This is a genomic window from Marinobacter sp. F4216 (assembly GCF_019931195.1).
Lineage (GTDB): Bacteria > Pseudomonadota > Gammaproteobacteria > Pseudomonadales > Oleiphilaceae > Marinobacter > Marinobacter suaedae.
In genome coordinates, this window is the sequence record NZ_JAIOUO010000007.1 from 53,825 (window position 1) to 80,408 (window position 26,584).

The 26,584-nt window shown below is 57.8% G+C and carries 24 protein-coding genes and 3 tRNA genes; 19 read left to right on the forward strand and 8 right to left on the reverse strand.

Going from position 1 to position 26,584, the window contains the following annotated elements:
• The first annotated feature begins 13 nt into the window (after window positions 1–13).
• From K8I84_RS14070 to K8I84_RS14085, 4 genes are read left to right on the forward strand one after another with little or no spacing between them, the layout of a single operon-like run.
• Entirely contained in the window at window positions 14–574 is a 561-nt protein-coding gene (locus K8I84_RS14070) for a CDP-alcohol phosphatidyltransferase family protein (protein WP_223795417.1), read from the forward strand.
• Window positions 571–1,269 carry a DnaA regulatory inactivator Hda gene (gene hda, locus K8I84_RS14075; RefSeq protein ID WP_223795418.1) on the forward strand — a complete coding sequence of 233 codons (699 nt, stop codon included), beginning with the start codon at window positions 571–573 and terminating at the stop codon, window positions 1,267–1,269. Before K8I84_RS14070 ends, hda begins: the two co-directional genes overlap by 4 nt.
• Before the next feature lie 47 nt (window positions 1,270–1,316).
• Complete coding sequence (locus K8I84_RS14080; protein ID WP_223795419.1) at window positions 1,317–2,114, forward strand: ParA family protein; 798 nt, start codon at window positions 1,317–1,319, stop codon at window positions 2,112–2,114.
• Window positions 2,115–2,124: 10 nt separating this feature from the next.
• Window positions 2,125–2,460, forward strand: a complete 336-nt coding sequence (locus K8I84_RS14085; RefSeq protein ID WP_223795420.1) for a YqcC family protein — start codon at window positions 2,125–2,127, stop codon at window positions 2,458–2,460.
• Here the strand turns inward: K8I84_RS14085 and nadC are convergent, their stop codons facing one another.
• Window positions 2,461–3,300, reverse strand: coding sequence for a carboxylating nicotinate-nucleotide diphosphorylase (gene nadC, locus K8I84_RS14090; protein WP_223795421.1), 840 nt, complete (start codon window positions 3,298–3,300; stop codon window positions 2,461–2,463). It abuts the gene before it with no gap.
• A 205-nt stretch (window positions 3,301–3,505) separates the two neighbouring features.
• Here nadC and K8I84_RS14095 point away from each other — a divergent pair, with 205 nt between their 5' ends.
• The 3 genes from K8I84_RS14095 (at window position 3,506) to K8I84_RS14105 (ending at window position 7,255) form a co-directional block, all read left to right on the forward strand.
• Window positions 3,506–5,692, forward strand: a complete 2,187-nt coding sequence (locus K8I84_RS14095; protein ID WP_223795422.1) for a DUF1631 domain-containing protein — start codon at window positions 3,506–3,508, stop codon at window positions 5,690–5,692.
• Window positions 5,693–5,761: 69 nt separating this feature from the next.
• On the forward strand, window positions 5,762–6,361 hold the full coding sequence (gene ampD / locus K8I84_RS14100) for a 1,6-anhydro-N-acetylmuramyl-L-alanine amidase AmpD (protein ID WP_223795423.1): 600 nt from the start codon (window positions 5,762–5,764) through the stop codon (window positions 6,359–6,361).
• Window positions 6,362–6,367: 6 nt separating this feature from the next.
• The gene (locus K8I84_RS14105; RefSeq protein WP_223795424.1) at window positions 6,368–7,255 is read left to right on the forward strand and encodes a histidine kinase; all 888 of its coding nucleotides are present in this window, start codon (window positions 6,368–6,370) and stop codon (window positions 7,253–7,255) included.
• Between the two features lie 55 nt (window positions 7,256–7,310).
• On the opposite strand, the gene K8I84_RS14110 is transcribed toward K8I84_RS14105, so the two are convergent.
• The 5 genes from K8I84_RS14110 to K8I84_RS14130 form a co-directional block, all read right to left on the reverse strand.
• Window positions 7,311–7,868 carry a cob(I)yrinic acid a,c-diamide adenosyltransferase gene (locus tag K8I84_RS14110; protein WP_223795425.1) on the reverse strand — a complete coding sequence of 186 codons (558 nt, stop codon included), beginning with the start codon at window positions 7,866–7,868 and terminating at the stop codon, window positions 7,311–7,313.
• A 3-nt stretch (window positions 7,869–7,871) separates the two neighbouring features.
• A complete protein-coding gene (locus K8I84_RS14115; RefSeq protein WP_223795426.1) occupies window positions 7,872–8,774 on the reverse strand; it encodes a ketopantoate reductase family protein in 903 nt (300 codons plus the stop codon).
• A 3-nt stretch (window positions 8,775–8,777) separates the two neighbouring features.
• A complete protein-coding gene (locus tag K8I84_RS14120) occupies window positions 8,778–11,630 on the reverse strand; it encodes a valine--tRNA ligase (RefSeq protein WP_223795427.1) in 2,853 nt (950 codons plus the stop codon).
• Between the two features lie 85 nt (window positions 11,631–11,715).
• Window positions 11,716–12,228, reverse strand: coding sequence for a DNA polymerase III subunit chi (locus K8I84_RS14125; RefSeq protein ID WP_223795428.1), 513 nt, complete (start codon window positions 12,226–12,228; stop codon window positions 11,716–11,718).
• Entirely contained in the window at window positions 12,215–13,708 is a 1,494-nt protein-coding gene (locus K8I84_RS14130; RefSeq protein ID WP_223795429.1) for a leucyl aminopeptidase, read from the reverse strand. Before K8I84_RS14130 ends, K8I84_RS14125 begins: the two co-directional genes overlap by 14 nt.
• A 238-nt stretch (window positions 13,709–13,946) precedes the next feature.
• On the opposite strand from K8I84_RS14130, the gene lptF reads away from it, so the two are divergent.
• A complete protein-coding gene (lptF, locus tag K8I84_RS14135; protein ID WP_223795430.1) occupies window positions 13,947–15,050 on the forward strand; it encodes an LPS export ABC transporter permease LptF in 1,104 nt (367 codons plus the stop codon).
• Window positions 15,043–16,104 carry an LPS export ABC transporter permease LptG gene (gene lptG, locus K8I84_RS14140; protein WP_223795431.1) on the forward strand — a complete coding sequence of 354 codons (1,062 nt, stop codon included), beginning with the start codon at window positions 15,043–15,045 and terminating at the stop codon, window positions 16,102–16,104. Before lptF ends, lptG begins: the two co-directional genes overlap by 8 nt.
• A gap of 11 nt (window positions 16,105–16,115) precedes the next feature.
• Here lptG and K8I84_RS14145 read toward each other — a convergent pair whose 3' ends face one another.
• On the reverse strand, window positions 16,116–16,655 hold the full coding sequence (locus K8I84_RS14145) for an RDD family protein (protein ID WP_223795432.1): 540 nt from the start codon (window positions 16,653–16,655) through the stop codon (window positions 16,116–16,118).
• 147 nt (window positions 16,656–16,802) lie between these two features.
• On the opposite strand from K8I84_RS14145, the gene alaS reads away from it, so the two are divergent.
• The 7 genes from alaS (at window position 16,803) to K8I84_RS14180 (ending at window position 22,210) form a co-directional block, all read left to right on the forward strand.
• Window positions 16,803–19,433: an alanine--tRNA ligase gene (gene alaS / locus K8I84_RS14150; protein WP_223795433.1), complete on the forward strand. Its 2,631-nt coding sequence runs from the start codon at window positions 16,803–16,805 to the stop codon at window positions 19,431–19,433.
• Between the two features lie 107 nt (window positions 19,434–19,540).
• Complete coding sequence (locus K8I84_RS14155) at window positions 19,541–20,779, forward strand: aspartate kinase (RefSeq protein ID WP_223795434.1); 1,239 nt, start codon at window positions 19,541–19,543, stop codon at window positions 20,777–20,779.
• A gap of 184 nt (window positions 20,780–20,963) precedes the next feature.
• Window positions 20,964–21,161: a carbon storage regulator CsrA gene (csrA, locus tag K8I84_RS14160; RefSeq protein ID WP_223795435.1), complete on the forward strand. Its 198-nt coding sequence runs from the start codon at window positions 20,964–20,966 to the stop codon at window positions 21,159–21,161.
• A gap of 127 nt (window positions 21,162–21,288) precedes the next feature.
• Window positions 21,289–21,379 (forward strand) — tRNA-Ser (locus tag K8I84_RS14165).
• Window positions 21,380–21,437: 58 nt separating this feature from the next.
• A tRNA-Arg gene (locus K8I84_RS14170) sits at window positions 21,438–21,514 on the forward strand.
• A 24-nt stretch (window positions 21,515–21,538) separates the two neighbouring features.
• Window positions 21,539–21,615 (forward strand) — tRNA-Arg (locus K8I84_RS14175).
• Window positions 21,616–21,787: 172 nt separating this feature from the next.
• Entirely contained in the window at window positions 21,788–22,210 is a 423-nt protein-coding gene (locus K8I84_RS14180) for a hypothetical protein (RefSeq protein WP_223795436.1), read from the forward strand.
• A 54-nt stretch (window positions 22,211–22,264) separates the two neighbouring features.
• Here the strand turns inward: K8I84_RS14180 and K8I84_RS14185 are convergent, their stop codons facing one another.
• Window positions 22,265–22,804, reverse strand: coding sequence for a DUF2058 domain-containing protein (locus K8I84_RS14185; protein WP_223795437.1), 540 nt, complete (start codon window positions 22,802–22,804; stop codon window positions 22,265–22,267).
• Window positions 22,805–22,909: 105 nt separating this feature from the next.
• Between K8I84_RS14185 and dbpA the strand changes: the two genes are divergently transcribed.
• The 3 genes from dbpA to oadA all read left to right on the forward strand — a co-directional run bounded on the left by dbpA (window position 22,910) and on the right by oadA (window position 26,584).
• Window positions 22,910–24,283: an ATP-dependent RNA helicase DbpA gene (gene dbpA, locus K8I84_RS14190; protein ID WP_223795438.1), complete on the forward strand. Its 1,374-nt coding sequence runs from the start codon at window positions 22,910–22,912 to the stop codon at window positions 24,281–24,283.
• A gap of 222 nt (window positions 24,284–24,505) precedes the next feature.
• Window positions 24,506–24,754, forward strand: coding sequence for an OadG family protein (locus K8I84_RS14195; protein WP_317848217.1), 249 nt, complete (start codon window positions 24,506–24,508; stop codon window positions 24,752–24,754).
• 42 nt (window positions 24,755–24,796) lie between these two features.
• Window positions 24,797–26,584 carry a sodium-extruding oxaloacetate decarboxylase subunit alpha gene (gene oadA, locus K8I84_RS14200; protein WP_223795440.1) on the forward strand — a complete coding sequence of 596 codons (1,788 nt, stop codon included), beginning with the start codon at window positions 24,797–24,799 and terminating at the stop codon, window positions 26,582–26,584.

Genomic DNA, 26,584 nt, shown 5'->3' on the forward strand with positions numbered 1-26,584 from the left:
CGGAGGGGTATTTGTGAGTTTGCAACGCTGGCGCTGGATTCCCAATGCCCTGACGTTTTTGCGCATGTTGCTGATCGTGCCTTTTGCGGGCGCGTTGCTGTCCCAGGACTATCGGTATGCGCTGGTGATTTTCATGGTGGCGGCAGCAACCGACGGGTTCGATGGCTTCCTGGCGCGTCACTTCAACTGGCGTTCCCGGTTCGGCGCTATCGCTGATCCGCTGGCGGACAAGGCGCTTTTGCTGACGGCCTACCTGGTGCTCACCCTGACCGGCGTTTTCCCTGTGTGGCTCTTCGGACTTGTGCTAGGGCGCGACTTGCTGATTGTCAGCGGCGCGCTTGCCTATCATTACGGTATTGGACGCTTTGATATGCAGCCCAGTATTCCCGGCAAGATCAATACATTCATACAGATTCTGGTGGCTCTGGCGATTATCGTTTTGCTTGCCGACCTGCCCATGCAGCCCTGGGTTCTTGAGGTGGGTATCCTGCTGGTGGCCATTTCAGCCATATTCAGCGGGCTTCATTACACCTTGGTCTGGGGAATGCGTGCTTGGAGGGCGACCCGGTCGTGAATGCGTCGCAGCTGTCTTTGGGAATCAAGCTCCGTGATGATGCGAGATTCGGCAACTTTCACGGTGACCGCAATGCCGATGCCGCGTTGCGGCTGAAACTGATCTGCGAAAAACCCGAAGCGGTTCCCGTTGTGGTTATTTGCGGGGACTCGGATACGGGTAAGAGCCATCTTCTGCAGGCGGTATGTCACCACGCTGACGGGCAGGGGCGTACGGCCGTCTGCATCAGCATTGTCGAATTGGAACCTTTTGGCCCCGAGGCGTTAGTGGGCTTGGAAGGCGCCGACATTATCTGCCTCGACGACCTCGATCGGGTCGTGGGACAGCCGGCTTGGGAAGAAGCGATATTCCACCTGTACAATCGGGTTCAAGATCAAGGGGGCTTGCTGATCGTGAGCGTGTCGGAGGTGCCGTCAGCGCTGGGTTTTTGCCTGCCGGACCTGAGGTCCCGGCTCGGACATGGTCTGACTATCCAGCTTGGAATTTACCGTGACGACGACCGGTTGCGAATTCTCATGGCGCGTGCAGAACAACGGGGATTGGTGATAGCTGACGATGTTGCCACCTTTATCATGCGGCGTGCGCCCCGGCGTCTGGGGGATTTGCTGGCCATACTGGACACGCTGGATGAGAATTCGCTTCAGGCGCAGCGCAGGCTGACCATTCCATTCGTTAAATCGGTCATGGGTTGGTAGGAAGCGCGTTCGGCCAAACAACGATAAAACATCAAGGGGAAGGTGACATGAGACGCGTGGTATTCAATCAGAAAGGCGGTGTGGGCAAATCCAGCATTACCTGTAACCTGGCCGCGATCAGTGCAGCGCGGGGCAAACGGACGCTGGTGGTGGATCTGGATCCACAGGGCAACTCCACTCATTACCTGCTGGGAAAGGCCGCTGGTGAACTGAAAGATACCGTGGCTGATATGCTGGAGCAGACCGTGGCCTTTACGGTGTTCAATCGCCGCCCGGATGAGTTTGTCCATGCCACGCCCTTCGACAATCTGTTTGTCATGCCATCGAGCCCGGAGCTGGATTTCCTGGAGCGCAAGCTGGAAGCCAAGCATAAGATCTACAAGCTTCGGGAAGCCCTGAAAAAATTGGGGGAAAGTTTCGATGCCATTTACATTGATACCGCTCCGGCGCTGAACTTCTATACCCGTTCCGCCCTGATCGCCGCGCAGCGCTGCCTGATACCCTTTGACTGTGATGACTTCTCTCGTCAGGCCCTGTACAACATCCTGAATGAGATTCGGGATCTGCAGGAAGACCATAATGAAGATCTGGTGGTTGAAGGAATTGTCGCAAACCAGTTTCAGCCGAGGGCAAGTCTGCCCAAGCGGTTGGTCCTTGAACTGATGGAGGAAGGCCTGCCGGTATTGCCGGTGCGCCTGTCCAGCTCCGTAAAAATGAAAGAATCTCACCAGAGCCGGCAACCGCTCATCCATATGGCGCCCAAGCACGCGCTGACCCGGCAGTACGTGGATCTGTTCGGGGTGTTGCATGGTGAAGCGGTCGAGCTGGAGCCTCTGGCCGACTAGGACGGATGTTATGACCGAAAGCATTGATGTGGTGGGTCAGGTTGCTGACAGCCTGCTTCGCCTTGAGATGGAACTGCGCCAGTTAGGCGCCTGGGAGGCCGAGCGGCCTCCCGTCGAAGCGTTTCAGAGCACACAACCGTTTTGTATCGATACGCTGGAGTTCACCCAGTGGCTGCAGTTTGTGTTCATAGAGCGAATGAAGGTCATCGTCGAAAACGAAAACCCACTGCCAAGCGTCTCAGGCATGGCCCCTATGGCAGAAGAGCATTTTCGCGGGCGGGCAGAATCCGGGCAATCGTTGATCCGTGAACTGGAAACGATTGACCGTTTGCTCAGCGACGGCTGATCAGTCCAGCCGCATGGACAGGTCCACGGCCTTGATGTCCTTGGTCAGCGCACCAATCGAAATATAATCCACACCGGTTTCCGCCACGGGCACCAGGGTTTGGTCATTTATGCCGCCGGATGCTTCCAGCTTGGCACGGCCGGCGGTAAGGGTAACCGCGGTGCGCATATCCGCCAGGCTGAATTCATCCAGCATGATGATGTCCGCCCCGGCATCCAGAGCCTGGGTCAGTTCGTCCAGTGTTTCGGTCTCTACCTCGATCGGGCGTCCCGGGGCAATTCGTCGGGCTTCTTCAATGGCTTCGGCAATGGAACCGCATGCCAGTATGTGGTTCTCCTTGATCAGAAAAGCGTCCCACAGACCGATACGGTGGTTGTAGCAGCCGCCGCAGGTGACTGCGTATTTCGAAGCCAGCCGGAGTCCTGGCAGGGTTTTTCGGGTATCCAGCAGGTGAACGCCGGTGTGGGCAACCTGGTCTGCGTATCGTGCGCAGGTGGTGGCGACACCGGACAGTGCCTGAAGCCAGTTCAGGGCAGAGCGCTCTGCAGTCAGCAGGCTGCGCGCTGGTCCCTTCATGCGGAACAGCACTTGGTTTGGGGCGACGGAATCACCGTCTTTCACCTGCCATTCCAGCTCGACGGCCGGGTCTACCTGACGGAAGACCTCGTTCACCCAGTCCCGTCCGGCGATGGTGGCATCCTCGCGGGTAATTACCCGGCCGGACGCGTGTTTGTCGGCGGGAATCAGTTGCGCGGTGATGTCCCCGTCACCGATATCCTCTCTCAGGCTCTGGGCGACAGACTCGATGCGGGATTGGCGGAGCAGTTCTGCAGGGATCATGGTATCGGTCCGGTCAGGGTGAATGCGTTGAAACGGGGGATTTTAATGGGCTGGCGTCCATTCGCCAAACGCTGTGGGCATCACTGCTCGACTGTTTGCGGATTCGGGTTGACACAAAAGGTGACATTTCCTGACACAAGCTGACGTTCAGTGGCCTTATCATTATCTTCTACCATTATGCCTCAGGCAGCTCCGGAGCAGGTTCATGGCTCAAAACAACAATATCGTACAATTTGCCGACCGCAAGCCCGTCCAGAAGTTTTCGCTTCCTCCGGCACTGGTGCGCCTCCGGGATTCGTCTGGCCGTTCACTGCAAAAAGTGCTGGCCAATTTTTTTGACCGCTCTGACGATGTGCTGTTTGAGCTGGCGGACCGGGCGGACTCCAATCGAGATCAGAGTGCCTATTTCGATGCCATGCGGGAACTCCGTCTGCGGCGCAAGTCGATGATGGTGTCGATGCTGCAGTACGTCAGCCAGGCCTTCAATGAACTCGGGAGATTCAACCCGTTGCATAATGCCGGCTCGCTGGAAGAAATCGATAGCGACCTTCTTGATCCTATGGACCAGTCGGAACTTGAGCAGCAGGTGGCCATCGAGAATCTGATCACCAAGCTACATAGCCGCTACGAAGAGCCGATCCGCCTGCTGTGCTCCCGGGTTAATCACCTGGCGCCTTCCATTACCCTGTCAGACAGCCAGATGCCTCTGAGTCCGCAGGTTATCTGTAGCGGTGTTTCCGAGGCCTGTTCTGATCTGGATATCGATATCCGGGCCAAGCTGGTCGTCTTGAAGCTGTTTGACCGTTTATTGGCCGATACACTGGGTGAGTTCTATCAGGAGGCCAACCAAACCCTGGCCGAGCAGGGTGTGTTACCTGACCTGAAGCGCCCGCCAGCCGGTAAAGGGTCGACTGGTCGCCCCTCATCGGCGAGCGGCTCTGAGGGTGGGCCCGCCTCCACATTTTCCCAGCTCAGCGAGTTGCTGCACCAGAACGAGGAAGGCTGCGGATCGGCAGCTGCGCCCGAGGCTCTGGATACTGCCGGCCTGATGCGTCGGTTGAACGAGGTGCAGGCCCAGGAACTTGCGTTTGAAAGTGATCAGATCGTCACGCTCAACGAACTCCTGAAGCCAATTCTGCAGCCAGAAAACGGCCGGGCCGCCAGTGTGGGGCAGGTGGATCACGATGTGATTAACCTGGTATCCATGCTGTTCAACTTCATTCTCGAAGACCGGCAACTGAACCTGGCGATGAAGGCGCTGATCAGCCACCTGCAAATCCCGGTGCTGAAAGTGGCGCTGCTGGATAAGAACTTCTTCAACCGGGGTGGTCATCCAACCCGGAAGCTGCTGAATGAGCTGGCAATGGCCGGGGCTAGCTGGGTTGAAAAGCCCCGGGGGCAGAGTGATCCGCTGCGGGAAAAGATGGAAGCGATCGTCCGTCGTGTACTCAGCGAATATACGGACGACGTCGGCCTGTTTGATGATTTACTGGCGGACTTTAGTCACTTCCTTGATCTGGACCGTCGTCGCCGTGAGTTAGTGGAACAACGACTGCGGGATGAGGAAGAATGGCGCGCCCGTCGGGACACCGCCGGTAACGATGTGCAGGCGATGATCCGGGATCAGATCGCAGACCGCGAAGTGCCTGAGCCGGTCAAGGCCTTATTGAACGGCCCCTGGACCAAGTACCTGGAGGCCCTGCTGCTCCGGGAACCAGACGGCAGTGAGCGCTGGGCAGGGGCCTGCCGCATGACTGAAAAGCTGATCTGGAGTGTGGACCCCCGGCCGTTGTCCGAGGACACTCGCAGCCAGTTGCTCCGGGCGATTCCGGCAATTGTGGATGGCCTGCGAAAAGCGCTTCAGGAAATTTCCTGGGACCCGTTTGCGACAGACGCATTGATTCGTGACCTGGAACTGGCCCATGTGGATGTGTTTCACCGGTTGCTGGCGCCTTCGAAAAAACCAGAGCCGGCGTCGGAGGAATCAGCACAGGAAAGCGTGGTTTCGTCTGAACAGGTGGCTGGAACGGAGTGGGAAGCTGTCGCCAAGCCGCCGCAAAAGGCCGAGCAGGCGACTTCTGCCGAGCCTGCCATCGATCCGGATGCCGTCGACAATCAGTGGCTGGCAAAAGCCGACTCACTTCGGGTCGGGTCCTGGATTGAACTGCCCGTGGATGGCAACAGGGTGCGGTGCAAGCTGGCAGCTTTCATCAAGGTGACTGGCAAGTACATCTTCGTGAACCGGAACGGTACCAAAGTTGCCGAGTTCTACCGGGAGGACCTCGCGAGGGCAATGGCTGACGGAGAGGTCGGCATGCTTGACGACGGCCTGATTTTTGACCGCGCACTGGAATCCATCATTGATAATCTGCGGAGTAATCGTAAGGACTAATGGCACAGTCCGAACCCTTTGTGCTTCAATCTGCTGCTCCCGAAAGCCACAAAAGCATTTGGATTTATTGTGTCTCAGTCAGATAACGAGTTTGCCAGAAGCATTCAATCCCTGAGAGAGACCGGGCGCCTGCCGAAAGCGCGCTGGAGCCCGTCCCCTAACTTTGGTCCTCGTCCCGAGGGCGCGGCCATCAGCCTGCTGGTCGTCCACAATATCAGCCTGCCACCGGGCCAGTTTGGTGGCCCGGAAATCGAAGAGTTTTTCTGCAACCGGCTGGATCATTCTGCCCACCCATATTTTGAGACCATTCGAGGGGTGGAGGTGTCGGCCCACGCACTGATCCGGCGGGATGGCAGCGTTGTCCAGTTTGTCAGTCTGCTGGAGCGAGCCTGGCATGCAGGGCGTTCCTGCTTTGAGGGGAAGGAGGAGTGCAATGACTTTTCTGTCGGCATTGAGCTGGAAGGCACTGACGATATCCCTTACACCCCGGAGCAGTACCGCGCGCTGGCACAGGTCGCCAGGATGGTGATGGCTGCCTGGCCTTCGGTGACGGAAGAACGGGTGACCGGGCATTGTGATATTGCACCGGGAAGAAAAACCGATCCTGGCCCGGCATTCGACTGGGCGGAATTCCGGGCCATTCTGGCCCGGACTGGCGACAAGGAGTAGCGTTTAATGGTTCTGGTTGTTTTTCTGCTGGCGTATCTGATCCGGCGGCAGCTGGATTATCAGGACCGTCTTTCGAGCGATCAGCTTTGGCGCCAGTGGTTTCACTTTGGCAGCAAGGTTGAGGCGGGGCATGAGGCTGGCATTGGTGCCGGTCTTGCGTTAGCGGTACTGCCGGCGTTGGCGGCCGGACTGCTCGTGGCGGCACTGGATTCCATCGGGCTTGGTTTTGCTGCTTATCCCATGGAATGCGTGGTTCTTGTTCTGCTTATGGGCGCACCCGGTTGGGCCCCTGTGCTCCAGGCGTACGGGGATGCCTGGCGCCGTGGCAATATGCGAGAGGCGTGGGAGTCGATACAGGATCAGCTTCCCCCGCAAGAACGCCAGGCGGGGTTTGCACCCGGTGCCATGCACCAGGCTCTCTCGCGAGTCTTTCTTCAGTCCATTTTTCAGCGCTTCTTTTTGATCGGGTTCTGGTATGTGGTTGGCGGGATAGGTCTGGCGGTGCTGGCCCGTGGGCTTGTTGCACTCAAGGAACAGTGGCCCCAGGCTGCAGCCCGGAGCCGTTTTACGTTCCTGTGTGAGGTGGTGGCCTGGCTGCCGGTCCGGGTACTGTCTGTAACCTTTGGCATTGCCGGTGATCTTGCCGGATGGCTCAGGGAGTTGCCGGTGGGGCCAAGTCAGTTTTCCAATAAGCTGGATCACATTCTCATGATATCGGCCAACGGCGCGTTAACCGGGTATGCCCTGGATCCGGATCGATTTTTCGAAATTCACCCGAAAGAGTGGCCGGATTTTGGTCATCGTAGCCTGAATGCCATCCGAGAGCTTCTGAATCGAAGCATGCTGGTCTGGATTTGTGGCCTGGCCCTGCTAGTGATCTCCGGGCTGATCTGAAGTGCATCATAACTGGAAGCGTCCCGGTGGGCATTCGACCAGATAAAAATCCGGCTTAAAGGCCGGATTTTTTTTGGTCCCACAAAATTTCCTGCCGTCCCCCACGCCGGGCCAGAACCCGTGCGATGACGAACAGAAGATCCGACAACCGGTTCAGATAATGCCGGGAGGCGGAATTGATGGAATCCTCGTGGCCCAGTGCGACCACAATGCGTTCCGCCCGTCGGCACACGGCCCTGGCCAGATGACATTGGGCGGCTTGAGCATTTCCGCCGGGAAGGACGAAGTTTTTCAATGGCGGGAGGTGTTCATTGTGGGCATCCAGAGTCTGCTCCAGCCACTGGATGTGCTCGTCGCCGATGACTTTGCTGCCCGGAATCGCGAATTCGCCACCGAGGTCAAACAGGTGATGCTGGATGCGGCGAAACACATCGCCCAGCGGGTCGCTGGCTTCCAGGGTTTCGATCAACAGACCGATGTGGCAGTTCAGTTCATCGGCGGTACCCATCGCTTCGACTCGCTGGGCATTCTTAGCTATGCGGTTACCGTCGGCCAGGCCTGTCGATCCGTCATCGCCCGTTCGTGTGTAAATCTTGGAAAGGCGGTTGCCCATTCTTTACTCCTGTTCGCCTGAAGACAGTTGTTGTACCTGTTCGGTCAGCATTTGGTTCACCGGAGTCGCGATGCCCAGTGACTGGCCCAATCGGACAAGGTATCCATTAATGTAGTCGATCTCGGTTTGCTTACCGCTGAGCACGTCGCTGCGCATGGAGGAGGTGTTTCTCGCTGTGCTTCGGGCCACAGCTTCAATGTTTTCCCGAAGCTTTTCCGGATCTGCGGGGCCGCGCCCGACGGCGTTCATCAGGTTGGCGATTTCTGTGCACAGACTTTCTATGTGGCTGAGGTAGAGGTCGGTCGACAGCATGTCTCCATTCGGGCAGTCCAGCAGGGCGGTAAACGGATTGATGCCCGCGTTAATGACCAGCTTTTTCCAGAGTCGGCCAAGGATATCCTGTTCGGGCCGGATACTCAGGCCGCTCACCGACAAGCGTGCTACCACGGCATAGAGTTTCTGGTCCGCCGAGTCGGTCAGGGGGCCAATCCAGGTTTCGCCGGCCCCGGCATGAACCACTTGATCGGGCGTTGGACGATTGGCACCTTCGGTTGTTGTGGCGGCAAGCACAGGCCGGTCAGCCCATCGTTCAGCCACAGCCTGTTGGCTGCCGAGTCCGTTCTGAAAAAGCACAATGGGTGTGCTGGCAGGAAGCCAGTTGGTAAGGTGCTCCATCGCATCCAGCGTGTCGCCGGCTTTGGTGGTGACCAGTGCGAGGGCGGGGGTGTCGGCGGCGTTCAGCCAGGATGCGGTGACCTGCCGGGACTGCCCGTCGACTTCCTGAAAATGGAAGTGGACGGGCGCCGTATTCGTTTGCCCCGGACGAGGCACAAAGGCCGTTTCGTGGGCGGGCAGGGAGGCGGCCCAGAGCCGCCCCATGGCGCCCGCACCAAGAATGGCGATCATGGCTTACATGGCCTCGATCTCGGCCCGCTGCTGGCTCAGGCGGGACAGGCTGCTCTGGGCATCCCGAAGCTTTTCCTGTTCCTTTTCAACCACCTCAGCCGGCGCCTTGGCCGTGAACTTTTCGTTGCCCAGTTTGCCTTCCAGGCGTCCGATTTCTTTCTTCAGACGGTCAAGCTCCTTGTCCAGGCGCTTCAGCTCGGCTTCCTTGTCAATCAGGCCCGCCATCGGCACCAGCACTTCCATCTCGCCCACCAGCTGGGTGGCGGACATGGGGGCCTTGTCGCCGTCGAACCAGTCCAGACTTTCCAGTTTGGCCAGGGAGGAGAGGAACTGGCGGTAGTCGTCCATACGGCGTTTGTCGTCGGCGTTTTTGCTGCGCAGCAGTACCGGAACCTTTTTGCCCGGGGAAATGTTCATCTCACCGCGAACGTTTCGGACGCCAATGATGACACCCTTCAGCCACTCGATGTCGGCTGCAACGGCAGTGTCCATCTTGCTGGCATCTGGCTGCGGGAAGGGCTGCAGCATGATGCTGTCGCCCGACTTGCCGGCCAGCGGCGCAATGCGCTGCCAGATTTCTTCGGTGATGAACGGCATGATTGGGTGGGCTACCCGAAGAACCGCTTCCAGCACGCGAACCAGGGTACGACGAGTGCCCCGCTTGCCTTCGGCGCTGGCGTTGTCGTCGTTGAGAACCGGCTTGGACAGTTCCAGGTACCAGTCGCAGTACTCGTTCCAAATGAACTCGTAAAGCGCGTGCGCCGCCAGGTCGAAGCGGTACTGCTCCAGATGACGAATCACCTCCTGCTCGCAGTTCTGCAGTTCGCTGATGATCCAGCGGTCGGCCAGTGACAGTTCCACCGGCTCGTCGTTCACGCCGCAGTCCTCGCCTTCGGTGTTCATCAGAACATAGCGGGCGGCGTTCCACAGCTTGTTGCAGAAGTTCCGGTAGCCTTCCAGGCGTTTCATGTCCCAGTTAATGTCGCGTCCGGTGGTGGCCATAGCCGCCAGGGTGAAGCGCAGGGCGTCGGTGCCGTGTGCTGCAATGCCTTCCGGGAACTCTTTCTTGGTGCGCTTGCCGATTTTTTCAGCCAGCTTCGGCTGCATCAGGTTGCCGGTGCGCTTCTCCAGCAGGTCGTCGAGGCTGATGCCGTCAATCATGTCCAGCGGGTCAATCACGTTACCCTTGGACTTGGACATCTTGTCGCCATGCTCGTCCCGGATCAGGCCGGTCACATAGACCGTGTGGAACGGCACCTGCTGACTGCCATCTTCATTTTTCATGAAGTGCATGGTCATCATGATCATCCGGGCAACCCAGAAGAAAATGATGTCGAAACCGGTAACCAGCACGTCGGTTGGGTGGAACGCCTTCAGGCGGTCGGTCGCTTCCGGCCAGCCCAGGGTGCCGAAAGTCCACAGGGCAGAACTGAACCAGGTGTCCAGAACGTCCTCGTCCTGGCTCAGGGTGACGTCGTCGCTCAGGTTGTGCTTCTGGCGCACATCGGCTTCGTCGCGGCCCACATAGATGTTGCCATCGGCGTCGTACCAGGCGGGAATCCTATGGCCCCACCAGAGTTGGCGGGAGATACACCAGTCCTGAATGTCCCGCATCCAGGCGAAGTACATGTTTTCGTACTGTTTGGGAACGAACTGGATACGGCCGTCTTCGACGGCTTCAATAGCCGGCTTGGCCAGGGTCCTGGCGTCCACGAACCACTGGTCCGTGAGCATGGGCTCGATGATCAGGCCGGAACGGTCACCGCGGGGGACGCTCAGAACATGATCTTCCACCCGTTCCAGAAGGCCCAGTTCTTCGAGGTCGGCAACCATCTGCTTGCGTGCGTCTTCGCGCGTCAGGCCGGCATACGAAGATGGCATCGTACCGTCGATGTCGGTGTTGGCGGTGCCGTCTGAATTGAAGACTTCGGCCACGTCCCGGATGTTGGCGTCCTGGGTCATGACGTTGATCATGGGCAGTTCGTTGCGCTTGCCTACGGCATAGTCGTTGAAATCGTGCGCAGGGGTAATCTTCACGCAGCCGGAGCCTTTTTCCGGATCGGCGTGGTGGTCGGCGACAATCGGGATGCGGCGGTTCACCAGCGGCAGCATAACGTGCTTGCCAATCAAGTGCTGGTAACGCTCGTCATCCGGATGCACGGCCACGGCAGTGTCACCCAGCATGGTCTCCGGGCGGGTGGTGGCGACAACCAGGTAGTTTTTACCGTCCTGGGTAGTGGCGCCATCCGCCAGCGGATAACGCAGGTGCCAGAAAAAGCCTTTCTCTTCCTTGTTCTCCACTTCCAGATCGGAAATGGCGGTGTGCAGTTTCGGATCCCAGTTCACCAGGCGCTTGCCACGGTAAACCAGGTCCTGCTCGTACAGTTGAACGAAGACTTCCTGGACAGCCTTGTAGAAGCCGTCGTCCATGGTGAAGCGTTCGTGTTCCCAGTCGACGGAATTGCCGAGACGGCGCATCTGGCGGGTGATGGTGCCGCCGGAGTGTTCTTTCCAGTCCCAGATGCGTTTGATGAATTCTTCGCGACCCAGGTCATGCCGGGTCTTGCCTTCTTCGCCAGCCAGCTTGCGTTCCACCACCATCTGGGTGGCGATGCCGGCGTGGTCGGTACCGACGGTCCAGAGCGCATTGCGACCCTGCATCCGCTTGTAGCGGGTGAGGGTGTCCATAATGGTGTGCTGGAATGCATGCCCCATATGAAGACTGCCGGTGACGTTGGGCGGCGGGATCGCGATGCTGTAGGACTGGCCTTCACCGCTGGGGCGGAAATAGCCCTTGGATTCCCAGTTTTCGTACCACTGGCGCTCAATGTTTTCTGGCTGGTAGGTTTTTTCCATGGGTTCTGCTGGTGACCGTTCGGTTGATTCGGGAGTGGTTTTCAAGGCGCAAGATTATACATGCTCACCTCGTTGGCGGCGAACTTCAGCGCCGCCTTTGATCGTGCACCCGGGCCTCGATTCCAAGGGTCCGTAACTGGCGATAGTGGTCCCGGGCCTGGTTCAGTATTACCGGGTCGTTTTGCGCCACCAGGGCCAGTCTTCGGAAGCGATCGGCGTTGGCCGGCAGGGTCTGGGACAGGATGATGACGGTGTCCCAGTCCTCCGGCTGCGGAGGGCAGAGTAGAATGCCAACGGGCTCGCTGCAGGTAATGCCTGAGTCAGTAACCTGACGGTGGGGAATGAAAGACTCCGGGTTAAAGCTCCAGAGCAGGTCGTCGAGTTCCTGAGCCTGTTGCTGGGTGTCACAGACAATGCAGGCCCGATCACCCTGCTGCCAGGCTTTCTCCACCAGCCTGGCCGCGTGCAGATTGCGGGCGGCGGGTGTGCTCTGGGCGAGGATGTGGAACCAGTAACGCTGGTTGCGACCAGACTCTGCCGGGTCTCCGGCGGCAGGGCCGCCGGACTCTGGCTGCTGGCTGGAATCAGCTGTCTGCATTGGACATCAGGTAGTCGACCAGCATGGGCACCGGACGGCCGGAGGCGCCTTTGGCCTTGCCGGAATGCCAGGCGGTGCCGGCGATGTCCAGGTGGGCCCAGCGATATTCCTTGGTGAATCGTGCCAGGAAGCAGGCTGCGGTGATGGTGCCGGCAGAGCGGTCGCCGATGTTGGCCATGTCGGCAAAGTTGCTGTCCAGCTGGTTCTGGTAGTCGTCCCAAAGGGGTAAGCGCCACGCACGATCGTCCGCTCGCTCACCGGCCGCCAGCAAATCGTTGGCCAGACCGTCGTTATTGGCCATCAGACCGGTTGCATGGTGGCCGAGGGCAATGATGCAGGCGCCGGTCAGGGTCGCCAGGTCGATGACCGCTTCCGGGTCGTACTTCTTCACGTAGGTCAGGGCGTCACACAGCACCAGGCGGCCTTCGGCGTCGGTGTTAAGGATTTCCACCGTCTGGCCGGACAGGGTGGTGACGATGTCGCCCGGACGGGAAGCGCCGCCATCCGGCATGTTTTCGGCAGCAGCGACCACCGCCACCACATTGATCTTGGGCTGAACTTCGGTGAGCACTTTCATGGTACCGAACACACTGGCGGAGCCGCCCATGTCGTACTTCATCTCGTCCATGCCGGCGCCCGGCTTCAGGCTGATGCCACCCGTGTCGAAGGTGATGCCTTTGCCCACCAGAACGTAGGGCTTGTCGTCTGGCTTGCCACCGCGGTACTCCATCACGATCAGACGGGGAGGCTGGGCGCTGCCCTGGCCAACCGCCAGGATGGTGTTCATGCCCAGTTCCTTCATCTGCTTTTCATCCAGGATTTCGGTCTGGATGCAGTCGTTTTCTTTGGCCAGGGTGCGGGCCTGCTCGGCCAGCCACTCCGGATGGCAAATGTTCGGTGGGGTGTTGCCCAGGTCTCGGGTGTAGTTCATGCCGCGGCCGGTGGCCAGGCCCAGGTGGAAGGCGTCCTTCAGTGCCTTGCCGGTGCCGGAGGCGCCGACCGTCACCTTGTTGAGTTTCGGGGCCTCCGGTTGCTTGCTCTTGTATCCGGTAAAGGCGTAGAGGTGTTCCTCAAGGGAGCGACCGATCAGTTTGAGTCGCGCGGCCTCACTGCTGGCGGCTTCGGTGCCGCTGACGCCAGTGTCGGCCAGGGCAATCAGGGCACTCTTGGCCGGGGTGTCCTTCACGGCATTTACGGCGGCAATCAGTGCCTTGCGGTAGTTCTGCAGGGTGCGGTCCGAATCTTTACCGGTGCCGACCACAACGATGCGGTCCCAGGGTGCATCCTGGACAGGAATGGCGCGAGCCGTTGCGTTCTTGCCGGTAACGTCGCCGTTGGTTTCCAGGGTCTTGATCAGCCCGCCAAGGGCTTCGTCTGCCTGAGTGGTGGATTCCGGCCAGGTGCCTTTTTCCGGCAAGCCGATAACGAGGCAGTCAGCTTTGGTGGTGGCGATGGGTTTGGCACTCAGGCTGAAATTCATGGCAACTCCTGTTGATGTTCCTGGTATGGATGCGCGACGGCTGTCGCTCCTTCTGATTGAGGGAGCGTCCGATTAGTCTAGCATTGGGATGGGGCGATCATTTATCAAGCGGGTACGGCCCTTTGCTTTCTTGGGTGGCAGGCTGCCACCGTACTGTCATTCGGCACGAAGGTTACATAGAATACGCGCAGTTAGCGCTTTCCTCCACGGTTAAACGGACATTGGCAGAGAGATCTTCTTGAGCATTATTTTTCGCTATTTAATCCGGCAGGTCATGATCAGTATGGTGGCGGTGTCCGGCATCCTGCTCCTGGTGTTCATGAGTGGTCGCTTCCTGAAGTACCTGAGTAGCGCTGCCGAAGGCCAGATTGCTGCGGATGTTCTGTTTTCCATCATGGCCTATCGGTTCCCCGGTTTTCTGGAGCTGATCCTGCCTCTTGGCCTGTTCATCGGTATCCTGTTGGCCTATGGCCGCATGTATATGGAAAGCGAGATGACGGTGCTGTTTGCCTGTGGTCTGAGCGACCGTCAGTTGCTGGTGAAGACGCTCCTCGGCAGTTTGCCGGTGATGCTGATTGTCGGAGCGATGAGTCTGGTAGTTTCGCCCTGGGGGATGAAGCAGGTTGAACGGATCTTCAACGAGCAGCGCCAGGCAACAGAGTTCGAAATGCTGGCTCCGGGACGATTCCAGAGTTTCAGTTCGGGTGGCCGGGTCACCTATACCGAATCCCTCAGCGATGACAAGCGGGAACTTCAGGGCGTATTCATTGCCGAGTACGGCCGGGGTGGCGAGGGTGTCACCATCTTTACCGCTACGGCGGGTTCTCAAATTATCGATCAGGACACCGGAAGCCGGTTTCTGATTCTGGAAAATGGTGGTCGGTTCGATGGCTCTCCGGGAGAGCTGGATTACAACATCACGGGGTTTGAAGCCTACGGTCTCAAGATAGAAAGTGGAGAGAAAGGCACGCGGCAACTGGAAGAGGGGATCAGCACGCCGGACTTGATGAAGTCGGACGATCCCGAGGACCGGGCGCTTTTGCACTGGCGGTTTTCACTGCCTTTGATCGTCCCCATTGTTACCTTGCTGGCGGTTCGCCTGAGCCGGGTGAATCCCCGGCAGGGACGGTTTTTCCATCTGCTGCCGGCCATGCTGGTCTACATCACGTATCTGGGCCTTCTGATTGTTGCCCGGGATGCGCTGGCTGACGGAAAGGTGCCAGAGTGGATTGGCATGCTGTGGGTGCACGCGCTGTTTTTGTTGTTGGGGTTGTGGCTGCAGTTTGGCCCGGCCTGGCTGCACAAGCGCAGGGCACTGAAGGAGGCGCGGGCCGATGTATAAGATAGACGGCTATGTCATGCGCACGGTGGGCGGCGCCATGTTCCTGGTCATGGTGGTCGTGCTTTCTCTGGATCTCATCTTCGGTTTTATTGCCGAGCTTGAGGATACCCGGTCCGAGTACCAGACGCTGGAAGCTCTGAAATATGTGGCGCTGACCCTGCCGCGTCGAATTTACGACTACCTGCCACTGGGTGCGTTCATGGGGTGTCTGATCGGCCTGGGCTCCATGGCGAGTTCATCCGAATTGACCGTAATCCGGGCGGCAGGGGTGTCCCTCAAACGTATTGTCTGGTCGGCGATGAAGCCCGCGTTGGTCGTTGTGCTGTTCGGTGTGGTGCTGGGTGAATATATTGCGCCACCGGCAGAGCGTCTGGCTCAGAGCGAAAAGGCCGTGGCCCTTGGGGCCGGGAAAAACGTCGCTGCGGCGTCCGGGGTATGGCACCGGGAAGGAAACGTGTTTATCCACCTGAATGCCGTCCAGCCGAACGGTGTTCTGCACGGGGTTTCGCTGTTTGAGTTTGATGAAGAGCGTGAACTGCTCTCATCCAGCTTTGCGCCCAGGGCGATCTATCAGGGTGATCACTGGCTACTGGAGCGGGTGCGAACCACGGAAATACAGGACGATGGCACTCAACTGGTCAGGAACCAGACGCTGCGTTGGGAAACCGGTTTAACGCCGGGCGTGCTCAGCGTCCTTATCGTCAAGCCGGAGAACCTGTCCATGTCCGGCCTCTTTACCTACGCCAGGTACCTGGAGGACCAGGATCTCAATGCGTCGCCTTACTGGCTAGCGTTCTGGAAAAAAGTGCTGATGCCTCTGGGTACGGCGGTGATGGTTCTGGTGGCGATTTCCTTTATCTTTGGTCCGCTGCGGTCGGTCACCATGGGGTTCCGGGTGTTTACCGGGTTGCTGGTTGGGCTGCTGTTCAAGTACATGCAGGATCTGCTGGGGCCGATGAGCCTGGTCTACGGTTTCAATCCTATGCTGGCAGTGCTGGTTCCCATTGGGGTGAACGCGCTAGCCGGTGCCATTCTGATGCGGCGGGCCGGCTAGCGGGGAAGGTGTCAGGCTGTCTTGACCGGTTTCGGGACCTCAACGACCACACTGTTGGACGCCCGGTCGGTCAGGGACAGGCCATTGATGGGCATGAACAGGGCGATCATTGCCGGGATGGTGATAAACAGAGTGGCCGGGCTCAGGTAATAGCTGCCAAGCAGGGCCACCAGGAATACCCCGGCTGCGGTAACGTAACGCAGCAATGCCTGGGTCCAGGTAACTGACGTCCCGTCCAGGTTCTCGATTCGGATCCGCCAAACCTGCATGCCGAGTGTCTGGCCCAGACGGGTCCAGAAGTAGGCGAAGAAGAGATAAAGCGTCAGAAAGAGCACGAACGTCAGCCCCGGGTCTCCCGAGATTTGACCGGCTTCCGCCATTTCCCCGTACTTATCCCAACCTGTAAACCAGCCGGCCACCAGGGTGTAAAGCCAGGTTGTGACCAGCAATACGGCGATACTGATCAGTCCATCGTAAATGACGGCCAGCGCCCGCTTTAAAAGGGTGGCGGGAGGAAGCAGTTCCTCAGCGTCGTGAAAGCGTCGGGGCATGAATACTCCTGTGATGTTGCACGTTTTTCCTGTACTCGGCGTGTGCTAGAGTAGCGGATTTGCAGACGCATGTAAGTACTCGTATTCAATCGCGGACCGGCCGACTCCCCGGCAGGTTTTGGCAAGGTGTAAAGGTATCAAAGGGCTATGAAAACCGCAGAGTTGCGACAAGCATTCCTCGATTATTTTCGGCAGCAGGGTCATGCCGTAGTTTCAAGCAGTTCACTGGTACCGGCGGACGACCCCACGCTGCTGTTCACCAACGCGGGAATGAACCAGTTCAAGGATCTGTTCCTGGGTCGGGAAGAGCGTGACTATACACGGGCGACCACCTCCCAGAAGTGCGTGCGCGCCGGCGGCAAGCACAATGACCTGGAAAATGTGGGTTACACCGCTCGTCACCACACCTTTTTCGAGATGCTGGGTAACTTCAGCTTCGGTGACTACTTCAAGCGCGAAGCCATCAATTTTGCCTGGACCTTTCTGACCGGCGAGCAGTGGCTCAAGCTGCCGACCGAAAAACTGTGGGTCACCGTGTACGCGGATGACGACGAAGCCTATGAAATCTGGAACAAAGAAATTGGTGTTCCGGCCGACCGTATTGTTCGCATTGGTGACAACAAGGGAGCTCGCTACGCGTCTGACAACTTCTGGCAGATGGGCGATACCGGCCCCTGTGGTCCCTGCACAGAAATCTTCTACGATCATGGCCCGGACGTAGCAGGTGGTCCTCCCGGTTCCCCGGACGAAGACGGTGACCGCTACATCGAGATCTGGAACGTGGTCTTCATGCAGTACAACCGTACCGCCGACGGCGAGATGATGAATCTGCCGAAGCCGTCCGTGGATACCGGTATGGGGCTGGAGCGAATTGCGGCAGTGCTGCAGGGTGTTCACAGCAACTACGAAATCGACCTGTTCCAGAACCTGCTCAAGGCCGCGTCGGATGTGCTGGGTGGTGTTGCCACCACTGAAGCGAGTCTGCGCGTGGTGGCGGATCATATCCGTTCCTGTGCGTTCCTGATTTCCGACGGCGTGATGCCGTCGAACGAGGGGCGTGGATTTGTACTGCGGCGGATCATTCGTCGGGCGGCGCGTCACGGTAACAAGCTGGGCGCCAGTGATCCGTTCTTCTTCAAGCTGACTGGTGCGCTGGTCGACCTGATGGGCGAAGCCTATCCCCAGCTTGTCAGCAGTCAGAAGCAGATTGAAAAGGTGCTTCTGCAGGAGGAAGAGCAGTTTGCCAAGACTTTGGATAAAGGCCTGCGTCTGCTCGAGCAGGACATCGCTGAATTGAAAGGCGATGTGATTCCCGGTGAGACCGTCTTTACCCTCTACGATACTTACGGGTTCCCGGTGGACCTGACCAATGACATCGCCCGAGAGCGCGGTCTGACCCTGGACTACGAAGGTTACGAGCAGGCCATGGAAAACCAGCGTGAGCGGGCCCGTGCCGCCAGTAAGTTTGGTATCGATTACAACGCTGCCGGCCTGAGTATTGAGGGTTCTACCGAGTTCACCGGTTACGAACATGTAGACGGTCACGAGAAGATCCGCGCGGTGATTGTCAGCGGTGAAGAGAAGAACGCGGAAGCGGGTGATGAAGCGGTAGTCGTGCTGGAGCGCACACCATTTTACGCCGAATCCGGTGGCCAGGTGGGTGATACCGGCATCCTGACCTGGAGCGGTGGTCGTTTCAAAGTCACTGATACCCGTAAGGAAGGGGGTAACCACTTGCACGTGGGTACCCTGATTGAGGGAGAGTTGTTCCCGGGGTTGGAAGTGGATGCACGTATCGACCACGCCCGTCGTGAACGCATTCGCCGCAATCACTCGGCCACCCACCTGCTGCACGCAGCGCTGCGCAAGGTGCTGGGCGAGCATGTAAACCAGAAGGGCTCGCTGGTAGACCCGGACAAGCTGCGTTTTGACTTCTCCCACTTCGAGGCGGTGACCGCCGAGCAGTTGCGTGAAATTGAGCGTCAGGTCAACGAGCAGATTCTTGAGAATACGCCCGTTCAGACCGAAGTCACTGATATGGAGTCGGCCCAGGAGAAGGGCGCCATGGCTCTGTTCGGCGAGAAGTACGGTGATACCGTTCGGGTATTGAGTATGGGAACAGAAAACTACTCCGTGGAACTGTGCGGAGGCACCCATGTGAATCGCACGGGTGATATCGGGTTGTTCCGCATCACCTCCGAAGGTGGTATTTCCTCCGGTGTTCGCCGAATTGAAGCAGTCACTGGTTTTGGTGCCCTGGAATGGGTAGACGAAACCGACCGGACTCTACGGGAAACAGCAGGCCTGGTGCGCGCCACCCGGGAGTCGGTGGTTGAAAAAGTGCAGCAGGCACTGGATCGCAGCCGACAGCTTGAAAAGGAAGTGGATGCGCTGAAGGCCAGGCTGGCCAGTTCCGCAGGTAGTGACCTGGCCAGTTCCGCCGTTGAGGTGGGTGGCCTGAAAGTGGTGGCTGCCGAACTCGAAGGTGCTGACCGTAAGGCTCTGATGGAAACTGCCGACCAGCTCAAGAACAAGTTGGGTGAAGGTGTGGTGGTTCTGGCCAGCACGGTCGATGGGAAGGTCACTCTGGTGGCAGGTGTCACTAAATCCGCGACCGCCCGGATCAAGGCCGGCGACCTGATGAAGTATCTTGCCGCCCAGGTGGATGGCAAGGGAGGTGGCCGGCCCGACATGGCTCAGGGCGGAGGAAACGATCCCTCCAAGCTGGCAGATGCCCTTGCGGACGTGCCGGCCTGGGTCGAAAAAAATATCGGTTAAATCATTGTTTTCAGGAACGGACAGGAGGTTATAATCCTGTCCGTTTTTGGTTGTGACTGGCAAAGCCATGCTTTGCTGTGGCCTCGTTTCAGATTAGTGAAAAAATAATGGCACTGTTGGTTCAGAAGTTTGGTGGCACCTCGGTTGGAACGACCGAGCGCATTGAAGCGGTTGCCGACAAGGTAGCCCGTTTTCGGGAAGAAGGTCATGACGTTGTCGTCGTGGTTTCTGCCATGAGTGGCGAAACCAACCGTTTGATCGGCCTGGCCAGTAGCATCATGGAGGAGCCGACACCGCGCGAAATGGACGTGCTGGTGTCGACGGGTGAGCAAGTGACCATTGCGCTTCTGTCCATGGCTCTGCAAAAGCGAGGCTGCGACGCGCGCTCCTATACAGGGTCCCAGGTGCGGATCGTTACAGACAGTACGCACACCAAGGCGCGCATCAAGCAGATTGACGAGCAGCATATGCGTGAAGATCTCAATGCTGGCCGGGTCGTAGTGGTAGCGGGCTTTCAGGGCATTGATGAGCGGGGCAACATAACCACGCTGGGACGAGGTGGTTCCGATACCACAGCGGTGGCACTGGCGGCGGCGCTTCGGGCCGATGAGTGCCAGATTTACACCGATGTCGATGGCGTTTACACCACAGACCCGCGCGTGGTTGACAGTGCGCGTCGCCTCGACCGGATTACCTTCGAGGAAATGATCGAGATGGCGAGTCTGGGCTCCAAAGTGCTCCAGATTCGTTCCGTGGAATTTGCGGGTAAATACAACGTTCCCCTGCGGGTGCTTTCCAGTTTTCAGGAAGGTGAGGGCACCCTGATTACTTTTGAGGATGAAGACGCCATGGAGCAACCGGTAGTATCTGGCATCGCGTTCAACCGCGATGAAGCCAAGCTGACAATTTCCGGAGTGCCTGATACGCCCGGGAGTGCGCTGCGTATCCTTAAGCCGGTCAGTGATGCCAACATCGAAGTGGATATGATCGTTCAGAACGTGGGCGAGGATAACAAAACCGCGTTTACGTTCACGGTGCATCGCAACGATTTCCGTCGTGCTCACGACGTTCTCAGCTCGGTAGCCGGAGAACTGGGTGCCCGTGAGGTGACTGGCGACAGCAAGATTGCCAAGGTCAGCATTGTTGGTGTTGGTATGCGTTCCCACGCAGGCGTGGCCACGCGGATGTTCGAGGCACTGTCCAACGAGGGCATCAACATTCAGATGATTTCCACCTCTGAAATCAAGATCTCGGTCGTGATTGACGAGAAGTACCTCGAATTGGCCGTGCGCGCCCTGCACAGCGAATTTGAATTAGATAAGCCCGCACTCAAGGAAGAGAGCTAAGCTGAATCCATGGCATATGGTTGGGATGTCTTGCCAAATGGGGATTCATTGACTAAATCTATGACAATTTGGAACCAAGTACGGGAATGTGCGTCTGCTGATTGATTTCGGATTCTGGTAAAAACGCGCAGGCTATATCGGGACCATTTGTCGGAACAGGAAGCTCTGAAAAGGGAGTGAGCATATGTTGATTCTAACTCGCCGTGTTGGCGAAACTCTGATGGTCGGTGATGAAATCACCGTTACCGTTCTCGGAGTGAAGGGGAACCAGGTTCGCATCGGCGTTAACGCACCGAAGGAAGTGGCGGTGCACCGGGAAGAAATCTATCAGCGTATCCAGTCTGAAAAGGGCTCGGATGAGCCAGAGTCGGGCAATCGTTGATCAGAAAAAAGCCGTTCAGGAAGCACCTGAGCGGCTTTTTTGATTGGGTTGAAAATCCGGTGGTAAAAAACATGTGTCAACCCTTTGAAAACGGAATTTTTATGTGTAGTATACGCCCCGTCCTCACGGAGAGGTGGGTGAGTGGCTGAAACCAGTTCCCTGCTAAGGAACCATACGCATTGCGCGTATCGAGGGTTCGAATCCCTCCCTCTCCGCCATTTCCCTTTCGGGGCGAGAACAGGTTGAACTAGCAAGCAACCAGTGAGTTTAAGATGCGCGGCTGTAGCTCAGCTGGATAGAGTACCTGGCTACGAACCAGGCGGTCGGAGGTTCGAATCCTCCCAGCCGCGCCACTCCTCACAAATCTTCAGTTTTAAGCGGCTGTAGCTCAGCTGGATAGAGTACCTGGCTACGAACCAGGCGGTCGGAGGTTCGAATCCTCCCAGCCGCGCCATATTGAACAAAGAACCCCGCCGAGTGCGGGGTTTTTTGTTTCTGTATTCCCCAAACTTTCATGCAGGGCCAGAAAAACTCCCCGTTTTACTGGCGGATTTGCGCACTAACGACCAATCTCTTTGTCCAAGTGTTGATGCAGTTGCCCGGGAGCAAATAAGGGAGGGGTGGAAATGAGCATGGAGGCATTCGTTGCACCTGTCCGGCTCCTGGTTGTCTGTATTGCTTGTTTTTGGGGCTCGTCCAGTGCTGGGCAGGAAGCATTGCTGGATGGGGCCAGTTTCGCCGGTGTCCTTTGGGAGTTAACGGCAAGCTATGAGGGGGATGCGGACTGGCTGGTGTTTTCTGACGGTCGGCTTGTCTCCCAGGCCTGTCAGGATTACGGGTTTGAAGGAGCCGAATACAGGGCGTTCAGGGAGGATGGTCTGGTGCATTTTGAGGCGACGGCGGTCAGCCCCAAGCATGGCACCATGGTCTGGAAGGGGATTCGCAATGGAAACCGGATTGAGGCCAGTGTGGTCTGGACTAAAGAGCGCTGGTACTGGTGGGATTTACGCAGGGAATATTTGTTCACGGGCCACCATATCGGCCAGTGAGTACCGGGGCGAGGGCCGGTACCACTGGCATTCATAAGTTGGTGGTATTTTTCGTTACCACATCAAATCATCAGGAATTTCGTAGCCAGCGTAAGGATCGTCTTCGTCGTTTTCCTGCTGGGTGGTGCGGTCGTGCAGTACGACAATTGCATGCTCGTCCCGCTCCATGATTTTTCGGGCAACGGCTTCAGGAATGATCTCAAAGCTGTCGTTCAAGCTGGCAATCGCGAGTCTGCCGCTGGAAAGTGCGTCGAACATGCCATCGTCGACCAGGATTTTCTTGATCTTCTTGTCGTGCACAAACTGATATGAGGTCTCGCCCTTGCTCCGGTCAAGACGATTGGTTTCTATGATCTGCCGAATCTGGGCCTGAATGGCCTTTTTCTCGGCTTCTTGCTGTCGCTGGCGGTTCAGTTCCCGGTCACGTTCAGCTTTTTCTTCCCGGGCCTTGCGTGCGCGTATTTCCGCTTCGGACTCCTGAAAGGCGCCCTTGGGCTGGGTTTTACGTTTCTTTCGCTTTTCCTGGCGGATGGCCTTGGCCTTTTTTTCATCGGCCAGGCCGGCTTTCAGTAGCTGGTCCTGAAGGGAGGGCATGGGTAACTCCGTAATTTGGTGCAAACTCGCTTTTCCGAATGCGGTAGTATACGCGCTCGCTTTTGTGCTTCCTAACCCGCCTTGCTGACCGTCTGGTGTCCCCGTATGAGCTCTTTTGAGAAATTTGAACTTTCCCCTTCCATGCTTCGCAATCTGGAGCGCCTTGGCTTTCGGCAGCCGACAGAGGTGCAGGCGAAAACGCTGCCCCATGCCCTGGGTGGTCGTGATGTCATCGCTCAGGCCCAGACGGGTAGTGGTAAGACGGCGGCCTTTGGTATCGGGCTGATTGAAGGCCTGCGGCCGCGTATGTTTGCGGTTCAGGGTCTGGTGTTGTGTCCCACAAGGGAGCTGGCAGACCAGGTGTCCAAGGCCCTGCGGGAGCTGGCTCGGGCGAAAGAGAATATCAAGGTGCTTACACTATGCGGGGGCGTGCCTATCGGTCCGCAGATTGGTTCTCTGAGCCATGGCGCCCATATCGTGGTCGGGACGCCTGGTCGTATCCAGGACCATTTGCGTAAAGGCACCCTGACACTGGATCGGGTCAGCACGGTGGTTCTGGATGAGGCTGATCGCATGCTGGATATGGGGTTTCAGGATAGTGTTGATGCCATTCTCCAGGAGGTGCCCGCCAGGCGGCAGACCTTGATGTTTTCGGCGACCTGGCCTGAGTCGGTGCGTGGCTTGAGCAAACGCTTTCAGAATGAGCCAGAGGATGTGCGGGTTGAAGCGGGAGAGGCGAACCCGGATATCAGCGAGTGGTTCTATGAGGTGGAGCCAAGCACCACAGAAAAGGCTGTCGAGGCATTGTTGTCCCGCCATCAGCCGGAATCCTGCATTGTTTTCTGCACCACGAAGCAACAATGCGATGATCTGGCAGAGGGCCTTCGCGCGGGGGGCTTCGCGGCGGTAGCGCTGCACGGGGATCTCGACCAGCGAGACCGGGACAGCGTGTTGGTTCGCTTTGCCAACAGGAGCGCCTCAGTGTTGGTGGCAACGGACGTGGCTGCCCGGGGGTTGGATATCAAATCCCTTCCCTTGGTGATCAATGCGGAGCCGGCCCGTGATCCGGAAGTGCACACCCACAGGGTAGGGCGAACGGGGCGTGCCGGCGAAAAAGGCATGGCGGTCACCCTCTGTACCCCGGCGCGCGGGCACAAGTTATCGCAACTGGAAAAAGCCCGTGGGAAGCCTCTGGAGTGGGGCGATTCAGGTGAGCTCCTGGCTACGCCTTCGCAGCCTCGCGTTCCGCCAATGAAAACCATCTGTATTGCCGGCGGGCGCAAAAACAAAGTTCGCCCCGGGGATGTATTGGGAGCGCTCACCGGGGAGGCCGGCATTCCGAGTACTTCTGTCGGCAAGATTGATTTGTTCGATTTTCAATGCTTTGTGGCCATTGAACGCGGGCAGGCATCGTCGGCGCTCAAGCGTTTGGAGAAGGGGCGGATCAAGGGGCGGAAATTCCGTGTCCGTTTTGCCTGATTGCACACGAGAGCCCTGCTGTAGCGGCTATTCCGTTTTGTGTGTTAGCTTCGGAAACTCCTTATAGTCAGTTGAGCTTAGCTTGCTCATCGACTGTTAAAACGGTAAATTACGCAGGATTTTGCCTCCCGATTTGTTCCGGCATCGCATTAGACATTGGTCTAAGTGGTCTGGCCACACAAGGCGGGAAAATCACTCACTTTAGACAGGTAGCTATCGGATATGGATACCCTGATGTCACAAGCCGCGGATCTGATGATTGCCGGCATGGGCTTCGTGTTTGCGTTCCTGGTGATCTTGGTTTTCGCAACTCTGCTCATGTCCAAAATCATTGCCCGGTTTGCACCCGAGCCGGCAACCCCGGCGAAAACGCCACGTGCCAAGCCCAAAACGCCCGCAGCGGTCGACCCGGACACCGCCGAGGCCATCAAGAAGGCAATTGCACAATACCGTTCACGCCACAAGAAGTGACACGGTAAACGGATTAGAACCTTGTAACAGAAGGCTGACACGATGACTGATTCAAAGAAACCGCTTGGGATTACGGACGTTATCCTGCGCGACGCCCACCAATCCCTGCTTGCCACCCGCATGCGGCTGGATGACATGCTGCCGATTGCCGAGAAACTCGACAAGGTCGGTTTCTGGTCCCTGGAATCCTGGGGCGGCGCTACCTTTGATGCCTGTATCCGTTACCTGGGCGAAGATCCGTGGGAGCGGATCCGTGAGCTGAAAAAAGCCATGCCCAACACCCAACAGCAAATGCTTCTGCGGGGGCAGAACTTGCTGGGGTACCGTCACTACGCGGATGATGTCGTAGAGCGTTTTTGTGATCGTGCCGCTGAGAATGGCGTGGACGTATTCCGTATCTTCGATGCGATGAATGACCCGCGGAACCTCGATACCGCGATCAAGGCCGTAAAGAAAACCGGCAAGCACGCCCAGGGCACCATCGCCTACACCACCAGCCCGGTGCACACCATCGAAATGTGGGTGGATATGGCGAAGGAAGTGGCCAGCATGGGTGCCGACTCCATTGCCATCAAGGATATGGCAGGCCTGCTGAAGCCGTATGTGGCGTTTGACCTGGTCAGCCGTCTCAAGAAAGAACTCGATATCCCGATTCACATGCAGTGTCACGCGACCACTGGTATGTCTACCGCAACTGCCATTAAGGCCGCTGAGGCTGGTATCGATAACGTGGACACGGCTATTTCCTCCATGTCCATGACCTACGGCCATTCACCCACCGAGGCTGTGGTCGCGATTCTGGAAGGTACCGATCGTGACACCGGTCTGGATCTGAACCTGCTTGAGGAAATCGCCGGCTACTTCCGTGAAGTGCGTAAAAAGTACGCGAAGTTTGAGGGCAGCCTGCGCGGCGTAGATTCCCGCATCCTGACCGCTCAGGTTCCGGGTGGCATGCTGACCAACATGGAAAGCCAGCTCAAAGAGCAGAATGCCGCTGACAAGTTTGATCAGGTTCTGGCCGAGATTCCCAAGGTTCGTGAAGACCTGGGCTTCATCCCGCTGGTCACCCCGACGTCCCAGATCGTTGGTACTCAGGCGGTACTGAATGTTCTGACCGGTGAGCGGTACAAGTCCATCTCCAAGGAAACGTCCGCCATCCTGAAGGGTGAGTACGGTTCAGCACCGGCACCGTTCAACAAGGAACTGCAGGATCGCGTTCTGGATGGTAAAGAACCCGTTACCTGCCGTCCGGCAGACCTGATCGAGCCGGAAATGGACAAGCTGACTGCTGAGCTGAAGGAAATTGCCAGCGATAAAGGTATCAAGCTGGCCGAGCAGGAAGTGGACGACGTACTGACCTACGCACTGTTCCCGCAGATTGGTCTGAAGTTCCTGGAAAACCGCGGCAACCCGGACGCTTTCGAGCCGGTACCGTCTGCTGACGACGTTGCGCCTGCCAAGAAGGCAAGCGGCCCCGAAACCTACACCGTAGACGTGAACGGCAAGAAGTTTGTGGTTGCTGTTTCCGAAGGTGGTGAAATCACCCAGATCCAGGGCGATGGTGGTGCCGCTTCCGCACCGGCTGCTGCGTCTGCACCGGCTCCGGCCGCTGGCGAAGGTGAACCTGTGGTTGCTCCTCTGGGCGGCAACATCTTCAAGGTACTTGTCTCTCCGGGCGACACCGTTGAGGAAGGCGATGTGCTGATCATCCTTGAGGCCATGAAAATGGAAACCGAGGTTCGCGCACCCAAAGCCGGTACCATCGGCGAAGTCTTCATCAAGGTCGGTGATGCCGTCTCCCCTGATGATGAAATGCTGACAATCGGATAA